At 45.7% G+C, this 23,128-nt stretch carries 22 protein-coding genes; 20 read left to right on the top strand and 2 right to left on the bottom strand.

Annotation, left to right across the window (positions count from 1 at the left end; all coding sequences use genetic code 11):
* Positions 1 to 193 precede the first annotated feature (193 nt).
* From NST47_RS25770 to NST47_RS25715, 12 genes are all read left to right on the top strand, one after another.
* A complete protein-coding gene (locus NST47_RS25770; RefSeq protein WP_341157687.1) occupies positions 194 to 682 on the top strand; it encodes a hypothetical protein in 489 nt (162 codons plus the stop codon).
* 272 nt (positions 683 to 954) lie between these two features.
* Positions 955 to 1,371, top strand: coding sequence for a hypothetical protein (locus NST47_RS25765; protein ID WP_341157686.1), 417 nt, complete (start codon positions 955 to 957; stop codon positions 1,369 to 1,371).
* Between the two features lie 285 nt (positions 1,372 to 1,656).
* Positions 1,657 to 2,082 carry a GNAT family N-acetyltransferase gene (locus NST47_RS25760; RefSeq protein WP_341157685.1) on the top strand — a complete coding sequence of 142 codons (426 nt, stop codon included), beginning with the start codon at positions 1,657 to 1,659 and terminating at the stop codon, positions 2,080 to 2,082.
* A gap of 450 nt (positions 2,083 to 2,532) precedes the next feature.
* The gene (locus tag NST47_RS25755; protein WP_341159754.1) at positions 2,533 to 2,868 is read left to right on the top strand and encodes a GNAT family N-acetyltransferase; all 336 of its coding nucleotides are present in this window, start codon (positions 2,533 to 2,535) and stop codon (positions 2,866 to 2,868) included.
* Positions 2,869 to 3,151: 283 nt separating this feature from the next.
* The gene (locus NST47_RS25750; RefSeq protein WP_262688992.1) at positions 3,152 to 3,778 is read left to right on the top strand and encodes a TrkA C-terminal domain-containing protein; all 627 of its coding nucleotides are present in this window, start codon (positions 3,152 to 3,154) and stop codon (positions 3,776 to 3,778) included.
* A gap of 361 nt (positions 3,779 to 4,139) precedes the next feature.
* Positions 4,140 to 5,297 carry a betaine/proline/choline family ABC transporter ATP-binding protein gene (locus tag NST47_RS25745; RefSeq protein WP_341157684.1) on the top strand — a complete coding sequence of 386 codons (1,158 nt, stop codon included), beginning with the start codon at positions 4,140 to 4,142 and terminating at the stop codon, positions 5,295 to 5,297.
* Positions 5,284 to 5,967 carry an ABC transporter permease gene (locus NST47_RS25740; RefSeq protein WP_341157683.1) on the top strand — a complete coding sequence of 228 codons (684 nt, stop codon included), beginning with the start codon at positions 5,284 to 5,286 and terminating at the stop codon, positions 5,965 to 5,967. The genes NST47_RS25745 and NST47_RS25740 overlap by 14 nt, the downstream gene beginning before the upstream one ends.
* A 50-nt stretch (positions 5,968 to 6,017) precedes the next feature.
* A complete protein-coding gene (locus NST47_RS25735; protein ID WP_341157682.1) occupies positions 6,018 to 6,944 on the top strand; it encodes a glycine betaine ABC transporter substrate-binding protein in 927 nt (308 codons plus the stop codon).
* Positions 6,945 to 6,961: 17 nt separating this feature from the next.
* Positions 6,962 to 7,654: an ABC transporter permease gene (locus NST47_RS25730; RefSeq protein WP_341157681.1), complete on the top strand. Its 693-nt coding sequence runs from the start codon at positions 6,962 to 6,964 to the stop codon at positions 7,652 to 7,654.
* 170 nt (positions 7,655 to 7,824) lie between these two features.
* Positions 7,825 to 8,832 carry a LacI family DNA-binding transcriptional regulator gene (locus NST47_RS25725; protein WP_341157680.1) on the top strand — a complete coding sequence of 336 codons (1,008 nt, stop codon included), beginning with the start codon at positions 7,825 to 7,827 and terminating at the stop codon, positions 8,830 to 8,832.
* 13 nt (positions 8,833 to 8,845) lie between these two features.
* Positions 8,846 to 10,645: an L-fucose isomerase gene (locus tag NST47_RS25720; protein ID WP_341157679.1), complete on the top strand. Its 1,800-nt coding sequence runs from the start codon at positions 8,846 to 8,848 to the stop codon at positions 10,643 to 10,645.
* 23 nt (positions 10,646 to 10,668) lie between these two features.
* A complete protein-coding gene (locus tag NST47_RS25715) occupies positions 10,669 to 12,354 on the top strand; it encodes a ribulokinase (RefSeq protein ID WP_341157678.1) in 1,686 nt (561 codons plus the stop codon).
* Between the two features lie 196 nt (positions 12,355 to 12,550).
* Here the strand turns inward: NST47_RS25715 and NST47_RS25710 are convergent, their stop codons facing one another.
* Positions 12,551 to 12,931: a hypothetical protein gene (locus tag NST47_RS25710; RefSeq protein ID WP_341157677.1), complete on the bottom strand. Its 381-nt coding sequence runs from the start codon at positions 12,929 to 12,931 to the stop codon at positions 12,551 to 12,553.
* A gap of 174 nt (positions 12,932 to 13,105) precedes the next feature.
* Between NST47_RS25710 and NST47_RS25705 the strand changes: the two genes are divergently transcribed.
* The 5 genes from NST47_RS25705 to nagZ all read left to right on the top strand — a co-directional run bounded on the left by NST47_RS25705 (position 13,106) and on the right by nagZ (position 18,772).
* Positions 13,106 to 13,582 (top strand): nucleoside deaminase, encoded by a 477-nt coding sequence (locus NST47_RS25705; RefSeq protein WP_341157676.1) that lies wholly within the window; start codon positions 13,106 to 13,108, stop codon positions 13,580 to 13,582.
* 98 nt (positions 13,583 to 13,680) lie between these two features.
* Positions 13,681 to 14,826, top strand: a complete 1,146-nt coding sequence (locus NST47_RS25700) for a metallophosphoesterase (protein ID WP_341157675.1) — start codon at positions 13,681 to 13,683, stop codon at positions 14,824 to 14,826.
* A 273-nt stretch (positions 14,827 to 15,099) separates the two neighbouring features.
* The gene (gene speD / locus NST47_RS25695; protein WP_341157674.1) at positions 15,100 to 15,924 is read left to right on the top strand and encodes an adenosylmethionine decarboxylase; all 825 of its coding nucleotides are present in this window, start codon (positions 15,100 to 15,102) and stop codon (positions 15,922 to 15,924) included.
* 143 nt (positions 15,925 to 16,067) lie between these two features.
* Positions 16,068 to 17,306, top strand: a complete 1,239-nt coding sequence (locus NST47_RS25690) for an MFS transporter (RefSeq protein ID WP_341157673.1) — start codon at positions 16,068 to 16,070, stop codon at positions 17,304 to 17,306.
* 209 nt (positions 17,307 to 17,515) lie between these two features.
* Positions 17,516 to 18,772, top strand: a complete 1,257-nt coding sequence (gene nagZ / locus NST47_RS25685; RefSeq protein ID WP_341157672.1) for a beta-N-acetylhexosaminidase — start codon at positions 17,516 to 17,518, stop codon at positions 18,770 to 18,772.
* An 87-nt stretch (positions 18,773 to 18,859) separates the two neighbouring features.
* On the opposite strand, the gene NST47_RS25680 is transcribed toward nagZ, so the two are convergent.
* On the bottom strand, positions 18,860 to 19,612 hold the full coding sequence (locus tag NST47_RS25680) for a hypothetical protein (protein ID WP_341157671.1): 753 nt from the start codon (positions 19,610 to 19,612) through the stop codon (positions 18,860 to 18,862).
* Positions 19,613 to 19,863: 251 nt separating this feature from the next.
* On the opposite strand from NST47_RS25680, the gene NST47_RS25675 reads away from it, so the two are divergent.
* The 3 genes from NST47_RS25675 to NST47_RS25665 all read left to right on the top strand — a co-directional run bounded on the left by NST47_RS25675 (position 19,864) and on the right by NST47_RS25665 (position 23,104).
* A complete protein-coding gene (locus NST47_RS25675) occupies positions 19,864 to 20,724 on the top strand; it encodes a MurR/RpiR family transcriptional regulator (RefSeq protein ID WP_341157670.1) in 861 nt (286 codons plus the stop codon).
* Positions 20,717 to 21,736, top strand: a complete 1,020-nt coding sequence (locus NST47_RS25670; protein ID WP_341157669.1) for a serine hydrolase domain-containing protein — start codon at positions 20,717 to 20,719, stop codon at positions 21,734 to 21,736. Before NST47_RS25675 ends, NST47_RS25670 begins: the two co-directional genes overlap by 8 nt.
* A 75-nt stretch (positions 21,737 to 21,811) precedes the next feature.
* Positions 21,812 to 23,104, top strand: a complete 1,293-nt coding sequence (locus NST47_RS25665; RefSeq protein WP_262689016.1) for an ABC transporter substrate-binding protein — start codon at positions 21,812 to 21,814, stop codon at positions 23,102 to 23,104.
* Positions 23,105 to 23,128 lie beyond the last annotated feature (24 nt).

The following is a 23,128-nucleotide window of genomic DNA, read 5'->3' as shown; positions in this document are numbered from 1 at the left end:
CGGCGGCCTGACGGCCTTGGTCTGCAAGAAGATTTTCGAGGAAGCGTATTCAGCAGTCAACCCTCACTGCCTAACCGCGTCGCGGCCGGGACTACGTCCCTTAAGGCAGTGAGGGTTCGTAGATACACAAACGTTATAGGAAATAGCAGCAAACCTTTTATAATTTAAAACCTTCAAGAATTGAGTGATGTCGATGTACCTTTGGGATGTAAATAAGCTGAGTGAACAATTGATAACTAATTCTGTAACTGAGAAAGACAAGATGAAGTACTTGATTGGTTATCTTTCCATTGGTGTTATTAGTGGCGAAGTTTCATATTGGTCAGGAGTAGGGATGAATTCTCTAAACTATTTTGATTACCTTAACGGATTCATTTCAGTTCTATTAACAATTATTGGGACCTTCATTTGTTATCGATCTAATCAAGTAGGGGATGGCCAGAAATTTGTTGAGAGATTTATTTGTTTAAGTGTCCCTATAACTATAAGGATTATTATCATCGGGTTTCCAGTTGCTATTGGTATTTATATAGCTGCGGATCTTTTTGTGATGGGCGGGAAGCACAACTTTGAAAATGGCGCAAATATTATTCAAACCTTGTTAATATTGTTTTATTTAGTAATCTATTTTTACTGGATTAGAAAATTAATTATAACAATATCCAGCAAGAAAGAAATTTAAGAAATTTAAGATATTTCATGAATGTAATTCGCTGAAGGCTGCCACATCCTATAACACCGTGTTCCCACTGCGGGGCTTCTGCCCCTTGGTCTGCAAGAGGGATTTTCAAGGAAGCATATCAACAGACACACCTGCACCGACTAACCGCGTCGCGGCCAGCCCTTCGGGCTTTAAGTCGGTGAGGCGTCGGGAACACAACAACGTTAGACGAAATGCTCTAAGTGACGTCAATAAATTAAAACTTTATGGTTTTTCAAAGGAGAACTAATAACTTGGAGATTTTAATTGATGATTTGGGCTATAAAGAAAATAACGGTAAGATAATTGTAGAAATTGCAGGCGAAGAAGGTCTAGAAATATCGATTATTCAAGCCTTTGAACACGGGATGAAAGCAAACATTAAATTAAATAAAGAACATGTAGAATTACTATTAAATAGTTTATATACAGGGCTAGCTAGCATGAAATCTGGATCATCGTTTTTAGAACGTGAAGCAATTAGCATTATCAATGTAGATAGTAAAAGTAAAGAAAATACAGGTGTAATAATCGTATCTCAAATAGCTAATTACTTAATATTGTGTATTTCTTTAAGATACTTCGGTGATCCAGAATTATTGTTAAACAGAGAAAATGTAGAATTGTTAATAAAAACTATTGAAGATCTGATATTAAAAACATTTAGATAAACAATATAGAGCGAGAGAGTTTTAGGTAACTCGAAGAAGTAGAGCACTTCGTCTAACACCGTATCTACGCTGCGGCCTGACGGCCTTGGTCTGCCAGATGGATTTCGAGGAAGCGAATTCAGCAGACAACCCTGCACAGCCTAACCGCATCGCGGCCAGTCGCTACGCTCCTTTAAGGCAGGTTCGTAGATACACAAACGTTATATGAAAGATTAGCCCAAAGTAACTATACGAGGGTATATTCGGTGGCCCCATCCATGGGGCTGAAGTTAAGGAGCTAAGAGAATGAGCGAAGTAACCATCAGTGCAATGAAGATAGAATATTATGATAAGATTGCTCAGTTGTGGAACAGAAACTTCGGAAAAGCAGTATCATTAGGATTTGATTCTAGAAATAGAATTGAGGCTTATTTAATACGAAATCCGGAAATAAGTACTGTTGCTCTATTGAATAAAGAAATCATTGGCACTGTATTATGCGGACACGATGGACGTAGAGGAACATTGTACCATGTGTCTGTGGATGAAGAATACCGTGGTGAAGGAATAGCTAAAAAAATGATCGAGAGGAGTATTTCAATTCTTAAACAGGAGGGCATCGACACGGCAGTATTATTCGCACATGTTGAGAACGAAAATGCAGTTAAATATTGGAATAAGAATGGTTGGCCCTCCTATCCGAACGTGATCTATCATCTTAAAGACTTATAGGGAAGACATTTAAAAACCGTAGTAAAAACCTGAACCCTTAATAATAATCTTTAAAGATTTAAGTTAATTTTGTGGGCCGACGTCCTGTCTCAATTCGAAGAAGTGGGCCAATCCATCATATAACACCGTTTTCCCACTGCGGGGCTACGCCCCTTGGTCTGCAAGAGGGATTTCAAAGAAGTGGATTCAGCAGACAACCCTTCACTACCTAACCGCGACGCGGCCGGGACTTCGTCCCTTAAGGCAGTGAGGGTTCGGGAACACACAAACGTTATTACTCTTAGGGTTACTTAAAAAATAGCTAGCAATTAGATCTATTTCTCTCCCTTTCAATTCATCCTTGTCAATATAATAACTATTATGGTCAACCGTCCATCGATCTCTAGCAAAATTGTTCGACACTTCCATTTCAAGTGGAAAACCTGTTGTTAATATGTCTTTAAGAATTTTATCTTCAATATTATCTGCCATGTTAGCTACCATACTGGCTGGTGGAATTATACAAATGATAGAAGAGATCCATCAATACATTGGTTATCAGTAAAACCAGAGTATCAAGGATTTGGTTTGAGTAAGCCATTAGTGAATAAATGTCTTGAAGTAATAATGGAACTCGAAGGCGATAAGGAAGTATTTTTACATACTCAAACTTGGAGTTATAAAGCAATTGGATTGTATTTGAAGACAGGCTTTGAACTTGTGAAAAGTGGAAGTTTTGGATCATATCAAAATGATTTTGGTAAAGCTGAAATGATATTAAAAGAGAAAGTAAAGGACATATTTTGAAAGTGGTTCAAGAGAAGGGCTGTTCCTCAATTCGCAGGACGATCCGTCCGCCAAACACCTTCCATCCATATTACGGCAAATGTACAGCGAGCTAATGTCCCGATTGATCCGGCTCTAGCTGTTATTTCACGGTTTGGTGAGCTTTCCAAATAAAAGGCAGTTATGCAGTGGCTGGAGTGTTGCACGAAGCTTTCTCTATACCTTATGATAGCAACAGAAAGTAGTACGATGTGTGCATGTTCCTTAGCTACATACAGGTATGCACGAAGAAAGGGCGAGAAAGATGCAAGAGGTCACAGGTTATAAGTCAATAGCGCTCGATATTGCCCAAAGAATTGTAAGTGGGGAGTTTCCCGTCCAGAGTAAAATTTCCGGCCGCTCCTTATTGGCAAGCCAATATCATGTCTCCCCTGAAACGATTCGTAAAGCAATCGGTCTGCTGAAGGATGAGAATATTGTTTTCGTGTCACAGGGAAAAGAGATCGTGATCGTATCGGATCAAAACGCTTTCGACTATATAACCAGGAACAATTATCTGAAATCGGTATACTCGCTCAAACAGGAATTGCAGCTGCTATTGGTCCACAAAAAGGAGATCGATAGCAAGTTTGAGGTGCTGCTTACCGGAATTATCAATGCATCAGACCGACTGCAAAATTTGAAGCCCTACCATCCAGTGGAAATAAAGGTGACAAATATTTCTCATGTTGTCGGTAAAACGATCGCAAATCTTCAATTTTGGCAAAATACAGGTGCGACCATTGTAGCGCTGCGCAGAGGCACACAAGTGTCCATCTCGCCGGGCCCCCATGTTATTCTTAGAGAAGACGATGTTCTTGTTGTCGTGGGGGATGGACAAGTTCAAGAAAGAACCGAGCGTTTTCTCAATATACCTCTACAGGAAGAATAAATAGCGAAGCAAATATTCAGAGGACTGTTTAGTGGCTTTTTAGGCCATGGAACAGTCTTTTTTGTCATTACAGTGATCGATTATTTATGGACAACAAACAACTTCATAAATAATTTAAGGTTGTCAGTTGAATGTTGGTTTGGTATAGTATGAATATCTTATTGGAGCGGTGCTTCCCTATTCGCAGCTTTATTGGCAGTTTCTACTTTACTATTGTTTCCAAATAAGACGAATGTACCAAGACTACTGCACTTTGCGTAGCCTTGTACGGCTGCGCCAACAATTACCGAGTGAATAGGAGGGATTCGATTAAACAACGTTATGTTAAAACAAATAGAGAAAACGAAAGGTGGTTACCCGCATGATTCGATTTAAAGGAGTTAACAAGGTTTATGAGGATGGTCACAAAGTGTTAAACGATATTAACCTGGAATTGAAGGAAGGAGAGATTACGGTACTGATCGGCCCGAGCGGATGTGGAAAAACGACCACGATGAAATTAATTAATCGATTAATCAACCCATCGTCAGGTGAAATCTTGATTCATCAGGATAATATTTCCACTTTGGATCCTATTGAGCTTAGACGAAAGATCGGTTATGTCATTCAAAATATCGGTTTATTCCCGCATATGACCATTGCACAAAATGTGGGGGTTGTACCTCGTCTTCTAAAGTGGGATAAATCCAAAATCGAGGCAAGGGTTGAAGAGTTATTAGAGCTTGTTGGTTTAAAACCTGATATATACCGTAACCGTTACCCGTCAGAATTAAGTGGAGGGCAGCAGCAGCGCATTGGTGTGATTCGAGCTTTAGCTGCAAACCCGGATGTTATTCTGATGGATGAACCTTTTAGTGCACTGGACCCCATAAGTCGTGAACAATTACAGGATGAATTGGTCCGCTTGCAGCAGGATATTAAAAAAACAATCGTATTCGTCACGCATGATATGGATGAAGCCATCAAAATCGCTGACACGATTATTTTGATGAAGGATGGAGAGATTGTTCAAACTGGACATCCGGAACAGATTTTGCGTCATCCCGCCAACGAATTTGTCAAAAGCTTTATTGGCCAAAAAAGACTCCAGTCGCACAATATGTTGGAGGCTCCCACAGTCGATGAGGTCATGGTCGATAATCCGGCTACTGCATTTCCTTCGAGAGGTTTGGCTGCAGCCATGAAGCTGATGGAAAAACGCCGTGTGGATTCCTTATTGATCGTGGATAAAAACAACAAGCTGCAGGGATCGGTATCGATTTACCGTGTTCTTGATCAGTACGGGGAAGAAAGCACAACCGTAGCCGATGTCATGAAGCCAGTGGAGCATGTTGTGCTGACAGGGACCTCGCTTTCCGTAGCCTTAAACATGATGACGGAATATCAATTATCCAATTTAGCCGTTGTGCGTGATGACCTTTATTTCGTTGGACTTATCACGAGAGGTTCTGTCGTCAGCCATATGGCAGATGTGTATTCTTCTGAAATCATTGGGGGCGATGCCCATGCAGCAATCTAATTTTTTTATGAAATATGTTGAATTTTTGCAGGAAAGATACCCCGATATTTTAATTGCTACGCGTGACCACTTGACTATTTCTGCAGTTTCCATCGTACTGGGTGCGCTGGTTGCCGTTCCGTTAGGTATGTTTCTGGCGAAGAATCAGATGAAATGGCTTCATACCCTCATTTTTACAATCACGAATGTATTTCAGACGATTCCGAGCTTGGCGCTGCTGGCCATTCTGATTCCACTGCTGGGGATCGGGGTGAAGCCGGCCATATTCGCCTTATTTCTATATTCCATACTGCCTATTCTTCGAAATACGTATGCAGGCTTTCATGCTGTCGATCCGTCCATTGTGGAGTCGGCACGGGGCATGGGTTACAGTGCGAGCCAGCGCTTGCTGCTCATTCAGTTCCCGCTGGCATTTCCTTATATCATGTCCGGTTTGCGGATCACCACAGTCTATATTATCAGCTGGACCACTTTAGCGGCATTAATCGGTGCCGGGGGTCTCGGAGAGCTGATCGTCTCGGGTATCGGTGTCAATAAGAAAGAGCTTATTATTTCAGGGGCTGTTTCCGCTATCCTACTGGCTCTGCTCGCTGATCGAATTCTGGGCAGTATTGAAAAACGGGTTTCCCGAAAAGCTCAAACGACGTCATTGAACGCAACCAAAGCTTGAAGGCTTGAATGAACATGTAAATAAATCAAAACGATATAAATGGAGGAATTATGAGAAAAAAAGGGATATTGCTTACAGTTAGTGTCGCATTGTTGGGGTCGTTGGTATTGTCTGCATGCAGTGATAAAGGTGCGGGCAGCGGTGAGGAGGGGACGGTGCCAGCTTCGATCAATATCGGTACCCAAACCTATACCGAACCGAAAATTTTAGCCGAAATGTACAAAGCATTAATTGAACAAAATACGAAGGTAAAAGTGAAAATTGTACCAGACCTCGCTGCAAGCCCGATTGTCATTCAATCGATGAAGAACAATGACATTCAAATGGCCACTTTGTATACGGGAGAAATTTTTAACGGATATTTCGATATTCAAGACACGAAGGATCGCAAAGAGGTATTAAAGCAAGCTCAGGAGGGATTCGACAAAACGTTTGATTTCAAATGGTTTGAGCCTTATGGCTTTGAAAATACGTATGCCTTCACCGTGCGCAAGGAGCTTGCTGATCAACACAAGCTGAGCACAGTATCCGATTTGAAGGAGCTTGCCCAAACGATGAAGCTCGGTGTGGATACGACCTGGCTTGAAAGAGATAACGATGGCTACAGAGCCTTTACCAAGTTCTATGGCTTTACCTTCGGAGAGAGATTTCCGATGGAAATATCTTTAGTTTATCAAGCAGCTGCTGATAAAAAGGTAGATGTCGTCCTTGCCTACACAACAGATCCGGGAATCAAGCAATATAACCTGCAGGCCTTAAAGGATGATAAACAATTTTTCCCGCCTTATGATGCTTCTCCAGTAGTTAGAAAGGATATCTTACAGCAATTGCCTGAACTGAATGATGTCATTACTTCGTTGGCAGGAAAAATTGATGCCGAAGCGATGACTGCCTTGAACTATGAGGTGGATGTGAATAAACGTAGTCCACAGGAGGTAGCCGCACAATTTTTGAAGGAAATCGGATTGCTGAAATAAGTTGAGGATGTGAGACAATGAATCAGAACGGCAATGGAATCATAGAGCTCTTTCAGTATATGCAGGACAATGCAGTTCACCTGCTAAGCTTGACCTGGGGTCATATCATCATGGTATTCAGTGGACTTGGCCTCGCTCTCATCGTAGGTATCCCGTTAGGTGTTGTCAGCGCACGCAATGAACGACTGGCATCCGTCATATTGGCCGTAGCCAATGTGATTCAAGTGATGCCGAGTCTAGCCTTATTGGCATTATTGATGTTGTACCTTGGATTGGGCTTTAAAACGATAGTAGTCGGTTTGTTCTTTTATTCGCTGCTTCCGATTATTCGCAACACCTATGTCGGCTTGAAGGAAGTCGATGCAGGGATCAGCGAGGCCGGTAAGGGGCTCGGTATGAGCCCTTGGCAGCTGCTGCTAAAGGTTCAACTGCCGCTTTCATTACCGTTTCTGATGGCAGGACTGCGTGTAGCTGCTGTCATAGCCATCGGTGTGGCGACGCTGGCTCCGTTATTTGGAGGGGATGGACTTGGGAGGGAAATTTATTCCGGACTAAACCTTCGCAACTCTCTGAAAATTTATGCTGGAGCTATTCCAGCTGCTGTATTGGCTATATTGGCGGATATATTCCTGGGCAGGCTGCAGGAAAAGCTGAAGACCGGGAGACGCCAGCAAAAGCCGACTTTGAATCACGGATCAGCAAAAGCTTGAACCTATACGTGTATCAGCATAAACAGGTGTTGGTTGTTCACTTAATTGAGGTCTCTGAGACCTCTTTTTTCTTTGATAAAAACCACTTGACCGGATTTTGAAAACGAATTATAGTTATATGTAATCGATTACGTAAACGATTACAGAGTACATCTCTTAGGAGGGCAATTATGGCCAAGGCCACAATCAAGCAAGTAGCCGCAGAGGCAGGCGTATCTACAGCCACCATATCGCGGGTACTGAACAGCAGCGGCTATGTCAGCGATGAGGTCAAGAATCGAGTGATGCTCGCAGTCGACAAGCTGCAATACCAGCCTAACGCCATTGCAAGAAGCCTGAAGCAGGACAAAAGCTTTACGATTGGCGTTGTGCTGCCGGACATATCGAATCCATTTTTTATGACGATATGCCGAGGGCTGGAGGATGTGGTTCAGGAATACGGCTACCACCTGATCTTTTGCAGCTCTGATGAGCTGCCGGAGAAAGAAGCGCAGCTGCTGCAGCTGATGACGGAGAAAAGAGTGGATGCTGTAGTCCTGGCAACAACAGGAGGCAATGAGGAGCTGGTGGCACGAATGTCGGCTGCTGGGATTCAGTTTATTTTGGTCGATAGAAGCCTGGATTTACCGGGACCTGCAGTTGACCTCGTAGCTGAGGATGATGTGAATGGAGCTTATGAGCTGACGAAGCAGTTAATTCAGCAGGGGCACTCCGTTATTGGCGTGATTAATGGCTGTATGGGCGTCAGTACGGGGCAGGATCGATTTGTCGGCTGTCAGAAGGCTTTTACGGAGGCAGGTATGGAGCATGAGGCTGCGTATGATTATGACGGCAAGTTCACGGAGTCGGGTGGAAGAGAGGCTGTACGTTATTTTCTGCAAATGGCAAAGCCGCCGACAGCACTGTTATCCTTCAATAACAAAATGACGTTTGGGGCGCTGCTGGAGCTGACCGAGAACGGTCGGGACATTCCCGGTGATATTGCGATTGCTTCGTATGGAGAAGTGGAGGCGGCAAGGCTGCTCAAGCGCTCCGGCATTGTGTATGTCGATCAAAAGCCATACGAATTGGGTATCAAGGCTGGAAGAACGATATTGCATCGATTGGAGAAGGGTGCGGAAAGCACAGAGGCAGTTCGCGATATTTTACAACCTGTAATTAAAAAATTGGAATCCTGAGAGGAGTTTTTTTATGAAACATGTAGAAGCGGTTAATCGTTTGAACGGCAGTATGCCGAAAATTGGTATTCGTCCTGCGGTTGATGGTCGTCGCGGCGGGATTCGGGAGTCGTTGGAGGAAGTAACAATGAATATGGCACATACTGTGGCGGAGTTTTTGTCGTCCAATTTGCGTCATTCGAATGGATTGCCGGTGGAATGTGTTGTAGCGGATACGTGTATCGGTGGCGTAGCGGAAGCTGCACGGACAGCCGAGAAATTCGCACGCGCAGGCGTTGGTGTCAGCATCACAGTCACTCCTTCGTGGTGCTATCCGACAGAAACCATCGACACGGACCCAACGATTCCTAAAGCGATCTGGGGATTTAATGGAACTGAGCGTCCGGGAGCGGTATATTTGGCTGCTGCATTGGCGGCGCATAACCAGAAGGGGCTTCCCGCCTTCAGTATTTATGGCAAAGACGTACAGGATATCGGCGATACGACGATTACTCCCGATGTTCAGCAGAAGCTGCTGCAATTTGCCAAAGCGGGCTTGGCTGTAGCGACGATGCGAGGCAAGTCGTACCTGTCGATGGGCTCTGTTTCGATGGGAATCGCTGGCTGCATTGCAGATGAGAGCTTTTTTCAAAGCTACCTGGGCATGCGCAACGAGTATGTGGACATGACCGAGTTTGTGCGCCGCATGGAGCTCGGCATTTATGATAAGGAAGAATATGAGCGTGCGTTGGTGTGGACGAAGGAGAACTGCAAGGAGGGCGGGGATGTGAATCCGCCTGAGCTGACACGGACTCGTGAACAAAAGGATCAAGACTGGGAAACGGTTGTCAAAATGACTTTGATTGCAAGAGATCTAATGATCGGCAATCCGCAGCTCGACGGCATTGGCTATGGAGAGGAAGCACTGGGCCACAATGCGATAGCCGCAGGCTTTCAAGGTCAGCGGGCTTGGACGGATTTTTTCCCGAATGGTGATTTTATGGAGGCGATATTGTCCAGCTCGTTCGATTGGAATGGAATTCGGGAGCCTTATGTACTTGCCACAGAAAATGATACGCTGAACGGGATTACGATGCTGTTCGGACATTTACTTACGAATGCGGCGCAAATTTTTGCCGATGTCCGTACGTATTGGAGTCCTGAAGCGGTGAAGCGTGTAACCGGCAAGGAGCTTGAAGGCAGAGCGAAGGATGGTGTTATCCATCTGATTAACTCGGGTCCAGCGGCACTTGATGGAACGGGCACGCAAAGCGTGGATGGTCAACCTGCAATGAAGCCTTATTGGGACATTACAGCCGAAGAGGTGCAGCAATCTTTGGAGGCTACCCAGTGGTGCCCGGCGGTTGACTTCTTCCGTGGCGGTGGATTTTCAACTGATTTTACAACACGCGGCGGGATGCCGGTGACGATGGCCAGAATTAATCTGATTGCAGGTCTTGGACCTGTGCTGCAGCTGGCTGAAGGTTATACGGTCGAGCTGCCGGATGATGTTCACGACAAGCTGGATCAACGCAGCAACCCGACATGGCCGACGACCTGGTTCGTACCGAACCTGACCGGAACGGGTGCATTTAAGGATGTGTACTCGGTCATGAACAACTGGGGCTCCAATCATGGTTCAGTGAGTTATGGACATATTGGCGGAGACTTGATCACATTAGCTTCGATGCTGCGGATTCCAGTCAGCATGCATAATGTGGATGAGGAACGCTTGTTCCAGCCAAGTGCCTGGAATGCTTTTGGCACGAGTGACCGTACGGGAGCCGATTTCCGTGCTTGCGATAACTTTGGTCCTTTATATGGCAAGAAGTAGACTGTAGGGAGGACTTATTCATTATGAAAAAAACATATGCAATCGGTGTGGATTACGGTACGGAATCAGGAAGAGCGCTGCTGGTAGATATTTCGAATGGTGCGGAAATTGCTACCCATGTAACCAAGTACGCTCATGGAGTTATCGATGAACGGCTGCCCGTATCGGGCCGTCGTCTGGAAGCGGATTGGGCGCTGCAGCACCCTGACGATTATTTGGAGGTGCTTCGGCAGTCCGTTCCCGCGGTCGTTCGAGAATCTGGCGTTGATCCAGCTGATGTGATTGGTATCGGGATCGATTTTACTGCCTGCACCATGCTGCCGCTCGACAGAGCAGGTCAGCCCTTATGCTTCGATCCACAGCATCGCGACAATCCGCATAGCTGGGTCAAGCTGTGGAAGCATCATGCTGCACAGGAAGAAGCGAACCGGATCAATGAGGCGGCTGAGCAGCGGGGCGAAGCTTTTTTGGCCCGTTATGGGGGTAAAATCTCCTCGGAATGGATGCTCGCCAAGGTATGGCAAATTTTGAATGAAGCACCTGAGCTGTATGACCAGACAGATCAGTTTCTGGAGGCGGCCGATTGGGTCGTTTCCCAAATGACCGGACAAATCGCCAAGAATAGCTGCACAGCGGGCTACAAAGCTATTTGGCATAAAGAACAGGGATATCCATCTGCTGATTTTCTGGGTTCTCTAGATCCGCGGCTGGCGGATTTGGCAAGCACCAAGCTGCGTGGAGCGATTCATCCACTGGGTACGAAGGCGGGTGGTTTGACCGAGGAAATGGCACAGCTAATGGGTCTGCGGGCAGGCACTGCGGTTGCTGTAGCCAACGTGGATGCCCATGCTGCAGTTCCTGCTGTTGGTGTGGTCGAACCGGGTAAGCTGGTCATGGCGATGGGTACATCCATATGCCACTTGCTTCTCGACGAAACCGAGAAGCAGGTCGAGGGCATGTGCGGTGTTGTAGAGGACGGCATTATCCCCGGGTATTACGGTTATGAGGCAGGACAATCGGCGGTAGGGGATATATTCGCCTGGTATGTGGAGCAGGGAGTTCCCGCTTATGTCGAGCAAGCGGCGTCGGCTGCAGGTATCGGAGTTCATGATTGGCTAGAGCAGCAGGCTTCGGCATATCAACCGGGTGAAACCGGGCTGCTTGCGCTTGATTGGTGGAACGGCAACCGCTCCGTGCTGGTCAATGCTGATCTAACCGGATTTCTGATAGGCTGCACGCTGCAAACGAAGCCGGAGGAAATCTACCGTGCCCTGCTTGAAGCCACAGCCTTTGGTACAAGGAAAATTATCGATGCTTTTAACGACAATGGGGTTAAAGTGAACGAACTGTATGCATGCGGAGGGCTGCCGCAGCGCAACCGGCTGCTGATGCAAATCTATGCGGACGTAACCGGACGCGAGATCAAAATCGCTGATTCCACGCAAACACCTGCCTTGGGCGCCGCGATGTTTGGCGCAGTAGCAGCTGGAGCTGCGGCTGGCGGCTATGATAATATCGTCGATGCCGCTGAACAGATGGCGAGAATCAGAGAAGAGACATTCCAGCCTATTCCTGCACATACAGCTGTTTATGATAAGCTGTATGCGGAATACTGCACCTTGCATGATTATTTTGGTCGTGGCGCCAATCCGATTATGAAGCGATTGAAACAGATCAGCGAGGACGCGGCACAGCCTGCTATTTCATAATCCATTTTTGCTAATAGTCCGGTGAATAAGTAGCACTGGGCTCACGCTCATTAGCTACCGCACTCTTATAGCGCAGTTAATCGGTCGGGAAAAAGCCTCAATCCTTCAAGATAGACGGGGATTGAGGCTTTTCCATGTCAGAACCAGGCTGAGATCTAATCGCAAACATTCGCGCCCTACAGTGCAATCATCAAGGCTATTGCTTGGACTTTTGTTCCTCATATCCAGCATGATGATAGTCTGGGCTTAACAACCGTGGTAATATGCCCATTTTCTCGATATGCTTTTTGGTTTCACTGGTTCCGATTTCATACAAATACCGATAAATGTTAAGGATATCTCCATTAAATCGTTCTGTAGAAGGGTCGTGATCAGCAGTCTTGTAAGGGATGGTCGCACGTTTGAACGTTAATTCCTCTGATGCCGCTTGCTTGTCGAACAAATCACGCAATACGGCAATTTCTTCATCGCTTGCTTCTACAACAAATTCATGGGTTCGATTGGCCTTGTCCTGCAGCGCTTGGAGCTCTTCGATAAGCCCCGTTGCAACGGTTACGTAATAGGTAGATTTGGGCATGTGAATTTCCTCCTGAGCCATTCGATTTATATCCATTTGTTAACCGTCCTGTCTAACAATGAAACAGAGGTGGAAAGAATGAACATTTATTTTGTAAATGATCCTGATTTGATCTATTATTAATATGTTGGAAATTGCATGTGAAATTGTTTACCCAATGGGAGGTTTTCATGAATGAGAAATGAACAAGAGCAGCGCATGCAGGAAGCGATAGAGCTTGCTGTCCAGAACGTGTTAACCGGCCAAGGGGGGCCATTCGGTGCTATTGTCGTACGTAATGGTGAAATTATCGGAAGAGGCAGCAATCTGGTTACTTTAAATAATGATCCAACGGCTCATGCGGAAGTACAAGCCATTCGCGATGCATGTAAGCATATCGGCAGCTTCCAGTTAACTGGATGTGAGATTTATACGAGCTGCGAACCTTGTCCGATGTGTATCGGAGCCATATATTGGGCACGGCCTGACGCTGTCTATTATGCCTGTACGAAAGAGGATGCGGCAGCCATTGATTTTGACGATCAGTTTATTTATGAGCAGATTGCCTTGCCTATGGAGCAGCGTTCGATCGTGATGAAGCAAATGAAGCCGGACCAGTATAAGCGTCCTTTTGAGCAGTGGGCTGTATCAGATATCAAGAAGGAATACTAATTGAAGTACGGCAATAAAGATCGAATTTGAATACGAGCCAAGTGAGTACGACTTGCAAAATTAGACTTTCTAATGGAAATGATCAGGAGTGGCAGAGGATGAACCCGCGATTTGCAGCAGTGATTACTATATTTTTATCGATATTTGCCTTGATCAATTATTATATTGGCTGGCATGCACAGTTGTTTGTGAGTTATGCATTTGATATCCATAATTTTACAATTTGGTGGATTTGCTATTGGTTGATTGCCTTTTCTTATATTATTGGACGTCTTGGCTCGCGTTACCTACCTTACTCGATTTCAAGCATTTTGAAGAAGATCGGATCATACTGGTTTGCTGTGATGTATTTCACGTTCGTATTGCTCCCGTTTGTTGATCTGGCTGCCTTGGTGCTGTGGTTAGTCTCGGTCCCTTTGTCTACAATCGTGCTGATCCTTGGGAGTTTATTAGGTTTGGTTGTGCTGCTGCTCATGGCCCGTGGCTTATGGAACGCACGCAATCCGATTGTTCGCACCTACGAGATGTCGATTCCCAAAGACGGAGGTCAGCTCGACAAGTTAAGGGTGGCCGTTGCATCGGATATTCATCTGGGCTCGGTTGTAGGCAACAAAAAGCTTCAGGTGCTGGTTGATCAAATCAACGCCTTAAACCCGGATTTGATTCTGCTGCCAGGTGATATTATCGATGATGACATCAAGCCCTTTATCCGTCATAATATGGGGGCTGTGATGAAGCAGCTGCGTTCGCGGCTCGGAATCTATGCTGTTCTGGGCAACCATGAATACATGGGTGGCCACATTCAAGAATTCACCGAGCAGATGAGTGCGATTGGGATCGATGTGCTGATGGATCGCTCGGTGAAAATTGCCGACAGCTTTTATGTCATTGGACGCAAAGATAAAGCTGCTGAGCATGGTGGACCGAGCGGCAGGGAGGAACTGGATGCTTTGCTTGCCGGTGTGGATAAAACACTGCCTCTGATTCTGATGGATCATCAGCCGCATCGGCTGGATAAGGCGGAGGCCGCAGGTGTTGATATTATGTTGTCTGGTCATACCCATCGTGGACAAATGATGCCGAATCACCTGATCACAAGACGCCTCTTTGAACTGGACTGGGGCTATTTGAAGAAAGGCAATCTGCATGCGATTGTGTCCTCAGGCTTCGGAACGTGGGGGCCGCCCGTTCGTATTGGCAGCAGATCGGAAGTCATAGAGCTTATCATTCATTTTGAAGGATAAATGCTTTGTTCGCCGGGTCGTTGAGCTGGCGGACAAAGTTTTTTGGTGTTTATGAGAACGTTATACTATGTTACACTGGCTACAAATATACCTGCTTGTCTCACACACTTGTACGGCAAGGAAAGATTCAGCGGGGAGACAAGGCTGCGATGGTGGACGCGAAAGCTTGATATTCGTGAAGAATTCGTAAATATCTATACGCATAGCGGTTTTATGGGTAATATAAGTAGATTCAAGCTTATTCAGACTAAAAGAATTGAGGATGTGTTCATCATGACATTAACGCCCGAGCAGCGAATAACCTTACATGGGTTTAATAATTTAACGAAATCGTTAAGCTTTAACATGTATGACGTTTGTTATACGAAAACCAAAGAAGAACGTGAGGCCTATATAGCCTACATTGATGAACAATATAATGCTGAGAGACTGACTGGAATTTTGCAAACAGTGACCAAGATTATCGGTGCACATGTACTGAATATTGCCCGTCAGGACTATGATCCTCAAGGAGCGAGCGTTACCATTCTCATCTCGGAGGAGCCGGTTGAAGCCAAGAAGGAATCGTTTGACGAATCACCGGGGCCACTTCCTGAGGCGGTTGTCATGCATTTAAATAAAAGTCATATTACCGTTCATACTTATCCTGAATATCATCCTGATGAAGGTATCAGTACATTCCGTGCGGATATTGATGTGTCGACCTGTGGTGAAATTTCACCACTCAAGGCCTTGAACTATTTGATTCATTCCTTCGATACCGACATAATGACGATTGATTATCGGGTTCGGGGCTTCACGAGAGATATCCGCGGCAACAAACTGTTTATTGACCATGATATCAGCTCGATCCAAAACTACATTCCGGAAGAAATTATCAATATGTATGATATGATTGATGTGAATGTGTATCAGGAAAATATTTTTCATACCAAATGCAAGTTGAAGCAGTTCGATATTAACAACTACTTATTCGGTTATACCAAGGAAAAGCTGGCGCCCGGTGAAGAAAAAAAGATTACAGAGCGGCTGAAAGTGGAAATGGACGAAATCTTTTACGGTAAAAATACAAATCGTGGTGGAATGCGGATCAATTAGCGTTAGCTATTGTGTCTCGTGACCTGCCTATCCTGTTTGGAATCGGCTCAATTAGGTGATCCATGACCTGATTGGGCTTTTGGCTTTGTACGATGTGTAGTATGCTCTTAGTTGACTAACGAAATGGCGGGTGAAGTTAATTCATGCTCCAACGCGTAAGCGGGCTTAATAAAACTTATGTGATGCAACTGGCGACGATTTTTTTGGGTTTTATTATTTTTGGCATATCAGAAAATATTAAAGGACCGGCCATTCCAAGAATTCAATACGACTTTAACCTGGATGAAATGCAGCTGGGCTCGCTATTGTCGCTGAATGCGCTGGGTTATTTGATCGCGTGCTCCTTTACGGCCTACCTGACCCGCAAACTGGGAATCAAGGCTGTGACCCTGTTGGCTTTCGGAGCGATGCTGGTGTCGGGAATCCTGATTTACTTCTCACGCAGTTATCCCATATTTTCCTCATCTTACTTCTTGATGTACATCGGCAATGGAATGCTGGAGATCGGACTTGCCATACTTGGGGCGCGAATATTTATTAGAAATACCGGTACGATGATGAATCTTTCCCATTTCTTTTACGGACTTAGCTCTACGGTGGCGCCGATGATTGCCTCGGGAATGATGTCGGTGACTCTGTACGGGCATATGCTGGATTGGCGCGGGATGTATCTGGTCATGTTATCCTTGTCGGTGCTGCCGATGATTCCGGCGTTTCTCAGCTATTTTCCGGGTGATGATCTGCCGCTGGAGGATCGGGTTCCATTGAAAATGCTGGTGCGTGATCCCGCCTTATGGCTGCTGGTGCTCATACTTTCATTTGGCGTCGTATCGGAAATGGCGGTTGGTGGCTGGTTGGTCAATTTTTTGGAAAAAGCCTACAGGTGGGACGGGGTTGCGGCTTCCGGGATGCTGTCTGCGTTCTTTTTTTGCTTCTCGGCTGCAAGACTTTTTCTGGGCCCGGTTACCGATAAAATCGGGTTTAATCTGTCTCTCATCATCTTCTCCGCTTTTTCTGCCGCATGTACGTTTGCTGCTATCTGGGGCGGGGAATCCCTGGCATTTTTGTTCGCTGCGGCAGGCGTGGGAATTGCACCGATTTATCCGACCATCATGGCTTTTATTGCCAAAAGATATCCACGCGGCAGCGACACTGCCATTACGTTCACCGTTACTTTGATGGGAATTGGCAGCGTTGTGGGCAACTATGCTATCGGAGCGATCACTAGCGGTATTAAAAACAGCTATGGGCCGGACGCGGAAACAGGATTGCTGCGTGGACTACAGGCTGGATACGGCTTTATCGGTTTATGCGCGCTAATCTGCGCTATATCGGGATGCATCTTGTACAAATATTTGAAAGCGCGCAAGGAACTGATCTAAATTTCGTTCTCCTGAATTTATGTAAAATTTCAAGTTTTGAGAAAGAATAGGAAGTAAGCGTAAGAAATCGAACCTATACGGATTCATTCGCTAACCGATTTGGACACTTCCAGCTACCAATTGACATGATGAGGTGATGAACTGTGACGGCAACAAAAAGAAGTTGTAGGGTGATAGCTGCTCTTTGTTTCCTTACGCTGAGCGGCTGTATGAGCCAAGGAAGCCCATCTGCAAGTAATCCCAATCCCCCTGCAGCGGTTTCCCCGGTTCCCAATTCAACTCCAAAACCGACACAAACCGGTACGCCCTCTGAGGGAGTCCCTGCACCAGCACCGCCGGCTGTAAATCAGCCAGCCCAACCAGCAGACAAAGTTCTTGAACAAATCAAGAAGATGTCGATCCATGAAAAGGTGGGTCAGTTGGTTGTAGTCGGCATGGATGGGCTTACCAATAATGACCAGACTACACAGCTTATTTCCGAATACCACGTTGGCGGGTTTATTTTTTTTAAGGTGAATTTAAAAGATACCCCACAGGCGCTAGCCCTGTTTAATTCCTTGAAATCCACTAACGAATCGGTGACGGGCATTCCGTTAATGCTCAGCGTAGACGAAGAGGGTGGCAGGGTAAGCCGGCTTCCTGATGAATTGAAGAAGCTCCCTACGAATGCGGCCATTGGCAAAATCAATAATAGTGAATTTTCAAGAGAAATTGGAGTAACTCTCGGTAATGAATTAAAAAGTTTTGGACTGAATACGGATTTTGCCCCTGTCCTTGATGTGTTCAGTAATCCGAACAATACGGTTATTGGTGATCGTTCGTTCGGGAATCAGGCTGACTTGGTCAGTCGACTTGGTGTGGCAACCATGCAAGGAATAGAGTCCGCGCAAGTGGTTGCTGTGGTTAAGCATTTTCCCGGTCATGGAGACACAGCAGTGGATTCACATCTTGGGCTTCCGGTGGTCAATCATGATTTAACCCACCTTCGTCAGTTGGAGTTAGTTCCCTTTGCGAGTGCAATTAACAATGGGGCGGATGCCGTTATGGTGGCTCATCTGCTTATGCCCAAGCTGGACGCAGATCATCCTGCTTCCTTTTCTAAAGCTGTCATTACCGATTTGCTGCGCAAGGAGATGGGGTTTAACGGGGTTGTTTTTACCGATGATATGACCATGGGGGCTATTACTCAAAATTATGATATCGGGCAGGCCGCGGTAGAATCGGTGCTGGCTGGCGGGGATATTGTGCTTGTAGGACATTCTTTTGATCAGCAGGTTCAGGTCATTCAAGCGCTGCGGAGCGCAGTATCCAATGGGACAATTCCGGAGTCAGTGTTAAATGCAAGTGTAACCCGGATATTGAAGCTAAAAGAGAAATATCATTTGAGTAACTCGAAGTCTGAAGAGCCTGATATTAAGGGTTTGAACGCTAACCTGTCGGCGCTGCTTGGCCAATATCAAAAGTAACCATAGCGTGATCGGCCCGTATTTTGTCACGGTTATATATGACAAGAATACGGACCGATCACAGATTGTCCTATGGATTTCGATCACTTATTGTGGATCTTGTTTCGTAATTTTGGCAGCATTATTGATTTTGTATTTAACGGGATGTTTATTTAACTTTTTGGCGACCAATTTGGCTTCAAAGCTGAGCTGATCGCCTATTTGCAATTCCAATTTTTTCAAGGCCATGCTGTGGCTGGACCATGCAGTATCCAGTGATGTAGCCGTACCCTCATGCTGGAACGTTATTTGCTCAAAGATCACGACTTCATCATCGGTGTCGCTGAACGGATTAGGTACCGAGGCGAATTCTGCTACAGTCGCTTCAACGCTAACCTTTCCTTCCGGCAGGGCAACAGGAGCCGCAGGCGGTTTATCAGAGGTTTTCCTGTCTGCTGATTTTTTGGCTTTGGGCGGTTCTGATACTGCAGCAGATGCTCCGGGCGCAACTTCTGCTATGTTTTGGCTTGAAGTCTCAGCCAGATCCTCACTCGCAACAGCACCTGCTTCGCTTGCCTCCGATTCTTCCTCTAGCTTAATTTTACCAAAATGGGCGTTCTGCATTTCACGTAGATAAGAAGGATGGATATTATGAAGCTCACCGTCAACCTGGATAACAGCGAATACAAGGTCTGCATATCCTACGATTTCACAAGGGATGTCCAGGTTTTGACCTTTGTATCTGAAGGTTTTCAGCTTCGCCGCTTTTTGCGGGAGCAGCCCCCAATCCTTGCAAAATGCCAATGCCTGATCTTCATTATCAAAAGCTGTATATTGTTCGGGATGCGTCCACTGTGGCATATTATTTTCCTCCTATAAGTTCCATAGCTCCTGATCTTATTTTACCATTATTGCTTTGAAATGAAAAAGGGTATTGATAGATGGGGCTTTGCAGCTTGTTGGCAGCCGGACAACATCTTTAAAAATTTGTAAAGAAATAAAATTTCACAAAAAGTCTTTACAAAACGAAATATTATTTTATAATGGAGTTGTAAGCTAAGTTTACATGTTGCTGACTCTTCAACGAATTAAGTGTAAAGGATAGTGATGGCATGGTGAATCAGGGTCTTATAAGTATCCGTGAATCGCTGGATACACTCAAACCTACTGAACGTAAGGTTGCCCTGTACATTTTGGAGCACCCCGAGATGGTAATGAATGCATCCGTGCAAAAGCTGGCCGAGATGGCTGAAGTCAGCGAAGCGACGATTGTGCGCCTGGCGCGTTCCCTTCATATGAAAGGATTCCAGGAGCTGAAGCTGAGAATTGCCGCTGACCTCGCTAAGTCGTCGAACAGTATAGGGACCTCCTATCAGGAAATCCAGATTGACGGGTCGATTCCGTCCTTGATTCAGTCGATCTCACATAACAACATTTTATCGATTCAGGACACCTTGGCTGTGCTGTCGGTAGAGGATGTGGAGAAAGCAATTGAAAGCCTGGATCGTGCCAAGCGTGTGTATATTTTTGGAGTTGGCGCCTCAGCCGTGATTGCCCAGGATTTTAAGCAAAAGCTTTCACGGATAAACAGATGGTGTGAAATGGCGTCTGATTTTGACTCCCAGGTTACATTGGCTGCGAATATGAACGAGCATGATGTCGCATTTGGCATATCATATTCGGGTCAAACAGAATCAATTATCCAATCGTTGGAGATTGCTAAGGAGAGCGGGGCCACGATCATTGCGATGACCAAATTTGGTCATAATCCTGTTTCTGAATTAGCAGATATCTGCTTGTTCACAAGCTCGATGGAGCAAAGCATTCGAAGTGGAGCGATGGCATCCAGAATTGTCCAGCTGAACGTTATCGATATTTTGTACGTCGGGATTGCAAGCCGCTCATATGAAGCAACAATCCAGGCGCTGGAGAATACAAGAAAAGCAGTCAGAGGATCGAAGCGCAATGCATAACATTGAACAACAAATACAAAGCTGGGTAGAGCTTAATCAAATACCTGGTGCTGTATTGGATATTAGCTTGGGCAGCAAGCTGCGCTGGCACAAGGAGTGGGGCTCCTACTCGGATGGACAAATGATTCGCGATATCAAGTATAACACGATGTTTGATGCGGCCTCTCTGACGAAAGTAACCGCGACTTTACCGGCAATTCTGCTGCTTGAGCAGCAAAAGCAGCTTTCCCTGAATGATCCCGTTCAGAAGTATATACCTGATTTTCGGCACGGACTAATAACGATCAGGCAGTTACTGCAGCATAGCTCAGGTCTTCCAGCCGATCTGCCGCGAGTAGACAGGTATGAGCCGAGAGATGTCGTTAAGGACATTTTGCAGCAAGAGCTGGTTTATGAAACGGGCACGAAGGTTGTATACAGCGATCTCGGATTCATTCTTTTGGGAAGCGTTATCGAAGAGCTGACTCGCCAGAGGTTGTCCGAATTCGTGACGAAACAAATATTCCAGCCACTGGGCATGAAGGATACGACATTCACACCTGATGAGTCTCTGAAAGAGCGTATCGCGGCTACAGAGGCCGATGGAAATGGCTATATTGTGGGACAGGTTCACGATGAGAAGTGTTATCAAATGGGGGGCATATCGGGAAGTGCCGGGATGTTCACCACAGCCGCCGATCTGCTTCTATATGCAAGGAGCTGGCTGACTTCAGAGGAATCCTTGCTCACTCCAGGTCAGCGCGAGCTATGTGTAACCAACCCTTTTCAAGGCAGAGGTCTTGGCTGGGAAGTATGGCAGGGGCAACCCGTAATTCCGAGCTGTGGGTCAACATGGCCTTTTGGCAGCTTTGGTCATACTGGCTTTACCGGAACAAGTCTATGGATAGAACCGCATAGCGAGCTAATCGTCGTTTTTATGACGAATGCGGTCCATTATGGCAGAAGCAATCCGATCCGGGAGCTGCGTCCACTTGTACATGAAGCTATTTACTCCTCGCTTGTCGGGGATTGAATATAGGTAAACCATCACAGCACAGCGAATGCTCTGATCAATCAGCTTCGCACATTCCAAGGAGGAGTCTACAAGATGAAACGTACGATGAAGCTTTCCGTTATTATGGTTGCCGCTTTAACCTTGGTTATTACAGGCTGTAGCAGCACTGCCAGCCAACCGGGTGCGACACCCGCCCCCAAGCCGGACACTAAGGTAGACAAAGTTAAGCTGACGATGGGCAGCTGGAGAACAGAAGACAAGGAAGCCTACGAAAAAATCATTAAAGAATTCCAGTCCAAAAATCCGAACATCGAAATTGAGTTCAAGCCTACCAAAAACACAGAGTACAATACATTGCTGAACACTTCACTGCAAACGGGCAGTGCTCCTGACATTATACATTTGCGTCCTTATGCGCCTGGTATTGCACTTGCAGATGGCGGATATTTGGAGCCTCTGGATTCCGTTAAAGGCATGGATGTATTCTCCAAATCAGCGTTATCAGCGGCAACGGGCAAAGACGGCAAGGTATATGGTGTGCCGACGGTATTTAGCTCCACGCAAATCTTCTATAATAAGAAGCTGTTCAAGAAATTCAATATTGAAGAGCCCAAGACTTGGGACGAATTGATCAAAGCGGCGGATACACTGAAGCAGAATAAAGTGACTCCATTTGCTTTTGGCTCCAAGGAAGGCTGGATTCTTTCACTTACACACGGCGCACTTGGACCTGCGATTTATGGCGGAACCGACTACGTGAACAAAGTGACAACAGGTCAAACGAATCTGAAGAGCAAGGAATTTACCGATTCGGTGCAAATGATGCAGGACCTCACCAAATATTTCCCTGAAAATTATGTAGGGCTGTCGATGGATGATATGCGTAACCTTTTCGTGACCGAGCAGGCTGGAATGATGGTTATGGGCGACTGGGAAGTAGCGGTCATGAAAAAAATGAATCCGGATCTCGATATGGATTTATTCGCTGTTCCGAATGCAGCCGCTGGTAAAGCTACGGTTACTACGTGGGTAGATGGATCTTTTGGAGTCAACAAGGAATCCAAAGGCAAGAAAGAAGCGATGAAATTCATTGAATTTATGACCTCCAAGGAATTCGGTACGCTGGTAGCGAACGAATTGAAGAAGCCGAGCACGATTCCGGGTGTTCAATCCAATGATCCGATCGTCACCAAAATTTCTACCTTGGCCAATACAGTTTCAACTCCGTATATGTTCGTTATCCATTTTAACGGCGGCAACCCGACCTCCAAATCGATCTTTGAGCAGCTGCTGCAAGGTATGTATCTGGGTAAGGAAACACCTGCTAAGGTTACAGAAGAATTGCAAAAGAGCGTGGACAGCTGGTTCAAACCGGCAGCCAAATAAGTAAACAAATTCAGATTGACAAAG

Source organism: Paenibacillus sp. FSL H8-0034, assembly GCF_038000305.1.
GTDB lineage: Bacteria > Bacillota > Bacilli > Paenibacillales > NBRC-103111 > Paenibacillus_S.
Note: the sequence above shows the minus strand (reverse complement) of the source record. Positions and strands in the feature narration are given on the sequence as shown.

Coding starts and splice junctions, on each gene's coding strand:
- NST47_RS25735 (WP_341157682.1), top strand. CDS start 6,018: ATGAGAAAAAAAGGGATATTGCTTACAGTTAGTGTCGCATTGTTGGGG.
- NST47_RS25710 (WP_341157677.1), bottom strand. CDS start 12,931: ATGCCCAAATCTACCTATTACGTAACCGTTGCAACGGGGCTTATCGAA.
- NST47_RS25750 (WP_262688992.1), top strand. CDS start 3,152: ATGCAAGAGGTCACAGGTTATAAGTCAATAGCGCTCGATATTGCCCAA.
- NST47_RS25740 (WP_341157683.1), top strand. CDS start 5,284: ATGCAGCAATCTAATTTTTTTATGAAATATGTTGAATTTTTGCAGGAA.
- NST47_RS25705 (WP_341157676.1), top strand. CDS start 13,106: ATGAGAAATGAACAAGAGCAGCGCATGCAGGAAGCGATAGAGCTTGCT.
- NST47_RS25665 (WP_262689016.1), top strand. CDS start 21,812: ATGAAACGTACGATGAAGCTTTCCGTTATTATGGTTGCCGCTTTAACC.
- NST47_RS25690 (WP_341157673.1), top strand. CDS start 16,068: ATGCTCCAACGCGTAAGCGGGCTTAATAAAACTTATGTGATGCAACTG.
- NST47_RS25715 (WP_341157678.1), top strand. CDS start 10,669: ATGAAAAAAACATATGCAATCGGTGTGGATTACGGTACGGAATCAGGA.
- NST47_RS25745 (WP_341157684.1), top strand. CDS start 4,140: ATGATTCGATTTAAAGGAGTTAACAAGGTTTATGAGGATGGTCACAAA.
- speD (WP_341157674.1), top strand. CDS start 15,100: ATGACATTAACGCCCGAGCAGCGAATAACCTTACATGGGTTTAATAAT.
- nagZ (WP_341157672.1), top strand. CDS start 17,516: ATGAGCCAAGGAAGCCCATCTGCAAGTAATCCCAATCCCCCTGCAGCG.
- NST47_RS25770 (WP_341157687.1), top strand. CDS start 194: ATGTACCTTTGGGATGTAAATAAGCTGAGTGAACAATTGATAACTAAT.
- NST47_RS25680 (WP_341157671.1), bottom strand. CDS start 19,612: ATGCCACAGTGGACGCATCCCGAACAATATACAGCTTTTGATAATGAA.
- NST47_RS25725 (WP_341157680.1), top strand. CDS start 7,825: ATGGCCAAGGCCACAATCAAGCAAGTAGCCGCAGAGGCAGGCGTATCT.
- NST47_RS25670 (WP_341157669.1), top strand. CDS start 20,717: ATGCATAACATTGAACAACAAATACAAAGCTGGGTAGAGCTTAATCAA.
- NST47_RS25720 (WP_341157679.1), top strand. CDS start 8,846: ATGAAACATGTAGAAGCGGTTAATCGTTTGAACGGCAGTATGCCGAAA.
- NST47_RS25700 (WP_341157675.1), top strand. CDS start 13,681: ATGAACCCGCGATTTGCAGCAGTGATTACTATATTTTTATCGATATTT.
- NST47_RS25760 (WP_341157685.1), top strand. CDS start 1,657: ATGAGCGAAGTAACCATCAGTGCAATGAAGATAGAATATTATGATAAG.
- NST47_RS25675 (WP_341157670.1), top strand. CDS start 19,864: ATGGTGAATCAGGGTCTTATAAGTATCCGTGAATCGCTGGATACACTC.
- NST47_RS25730 (WP_341157681.1), top strand. CDS start 6,962: ATGAATCAGAACGGCAATGGAATCATAGAGCTCTTTCAGTATATGCAG.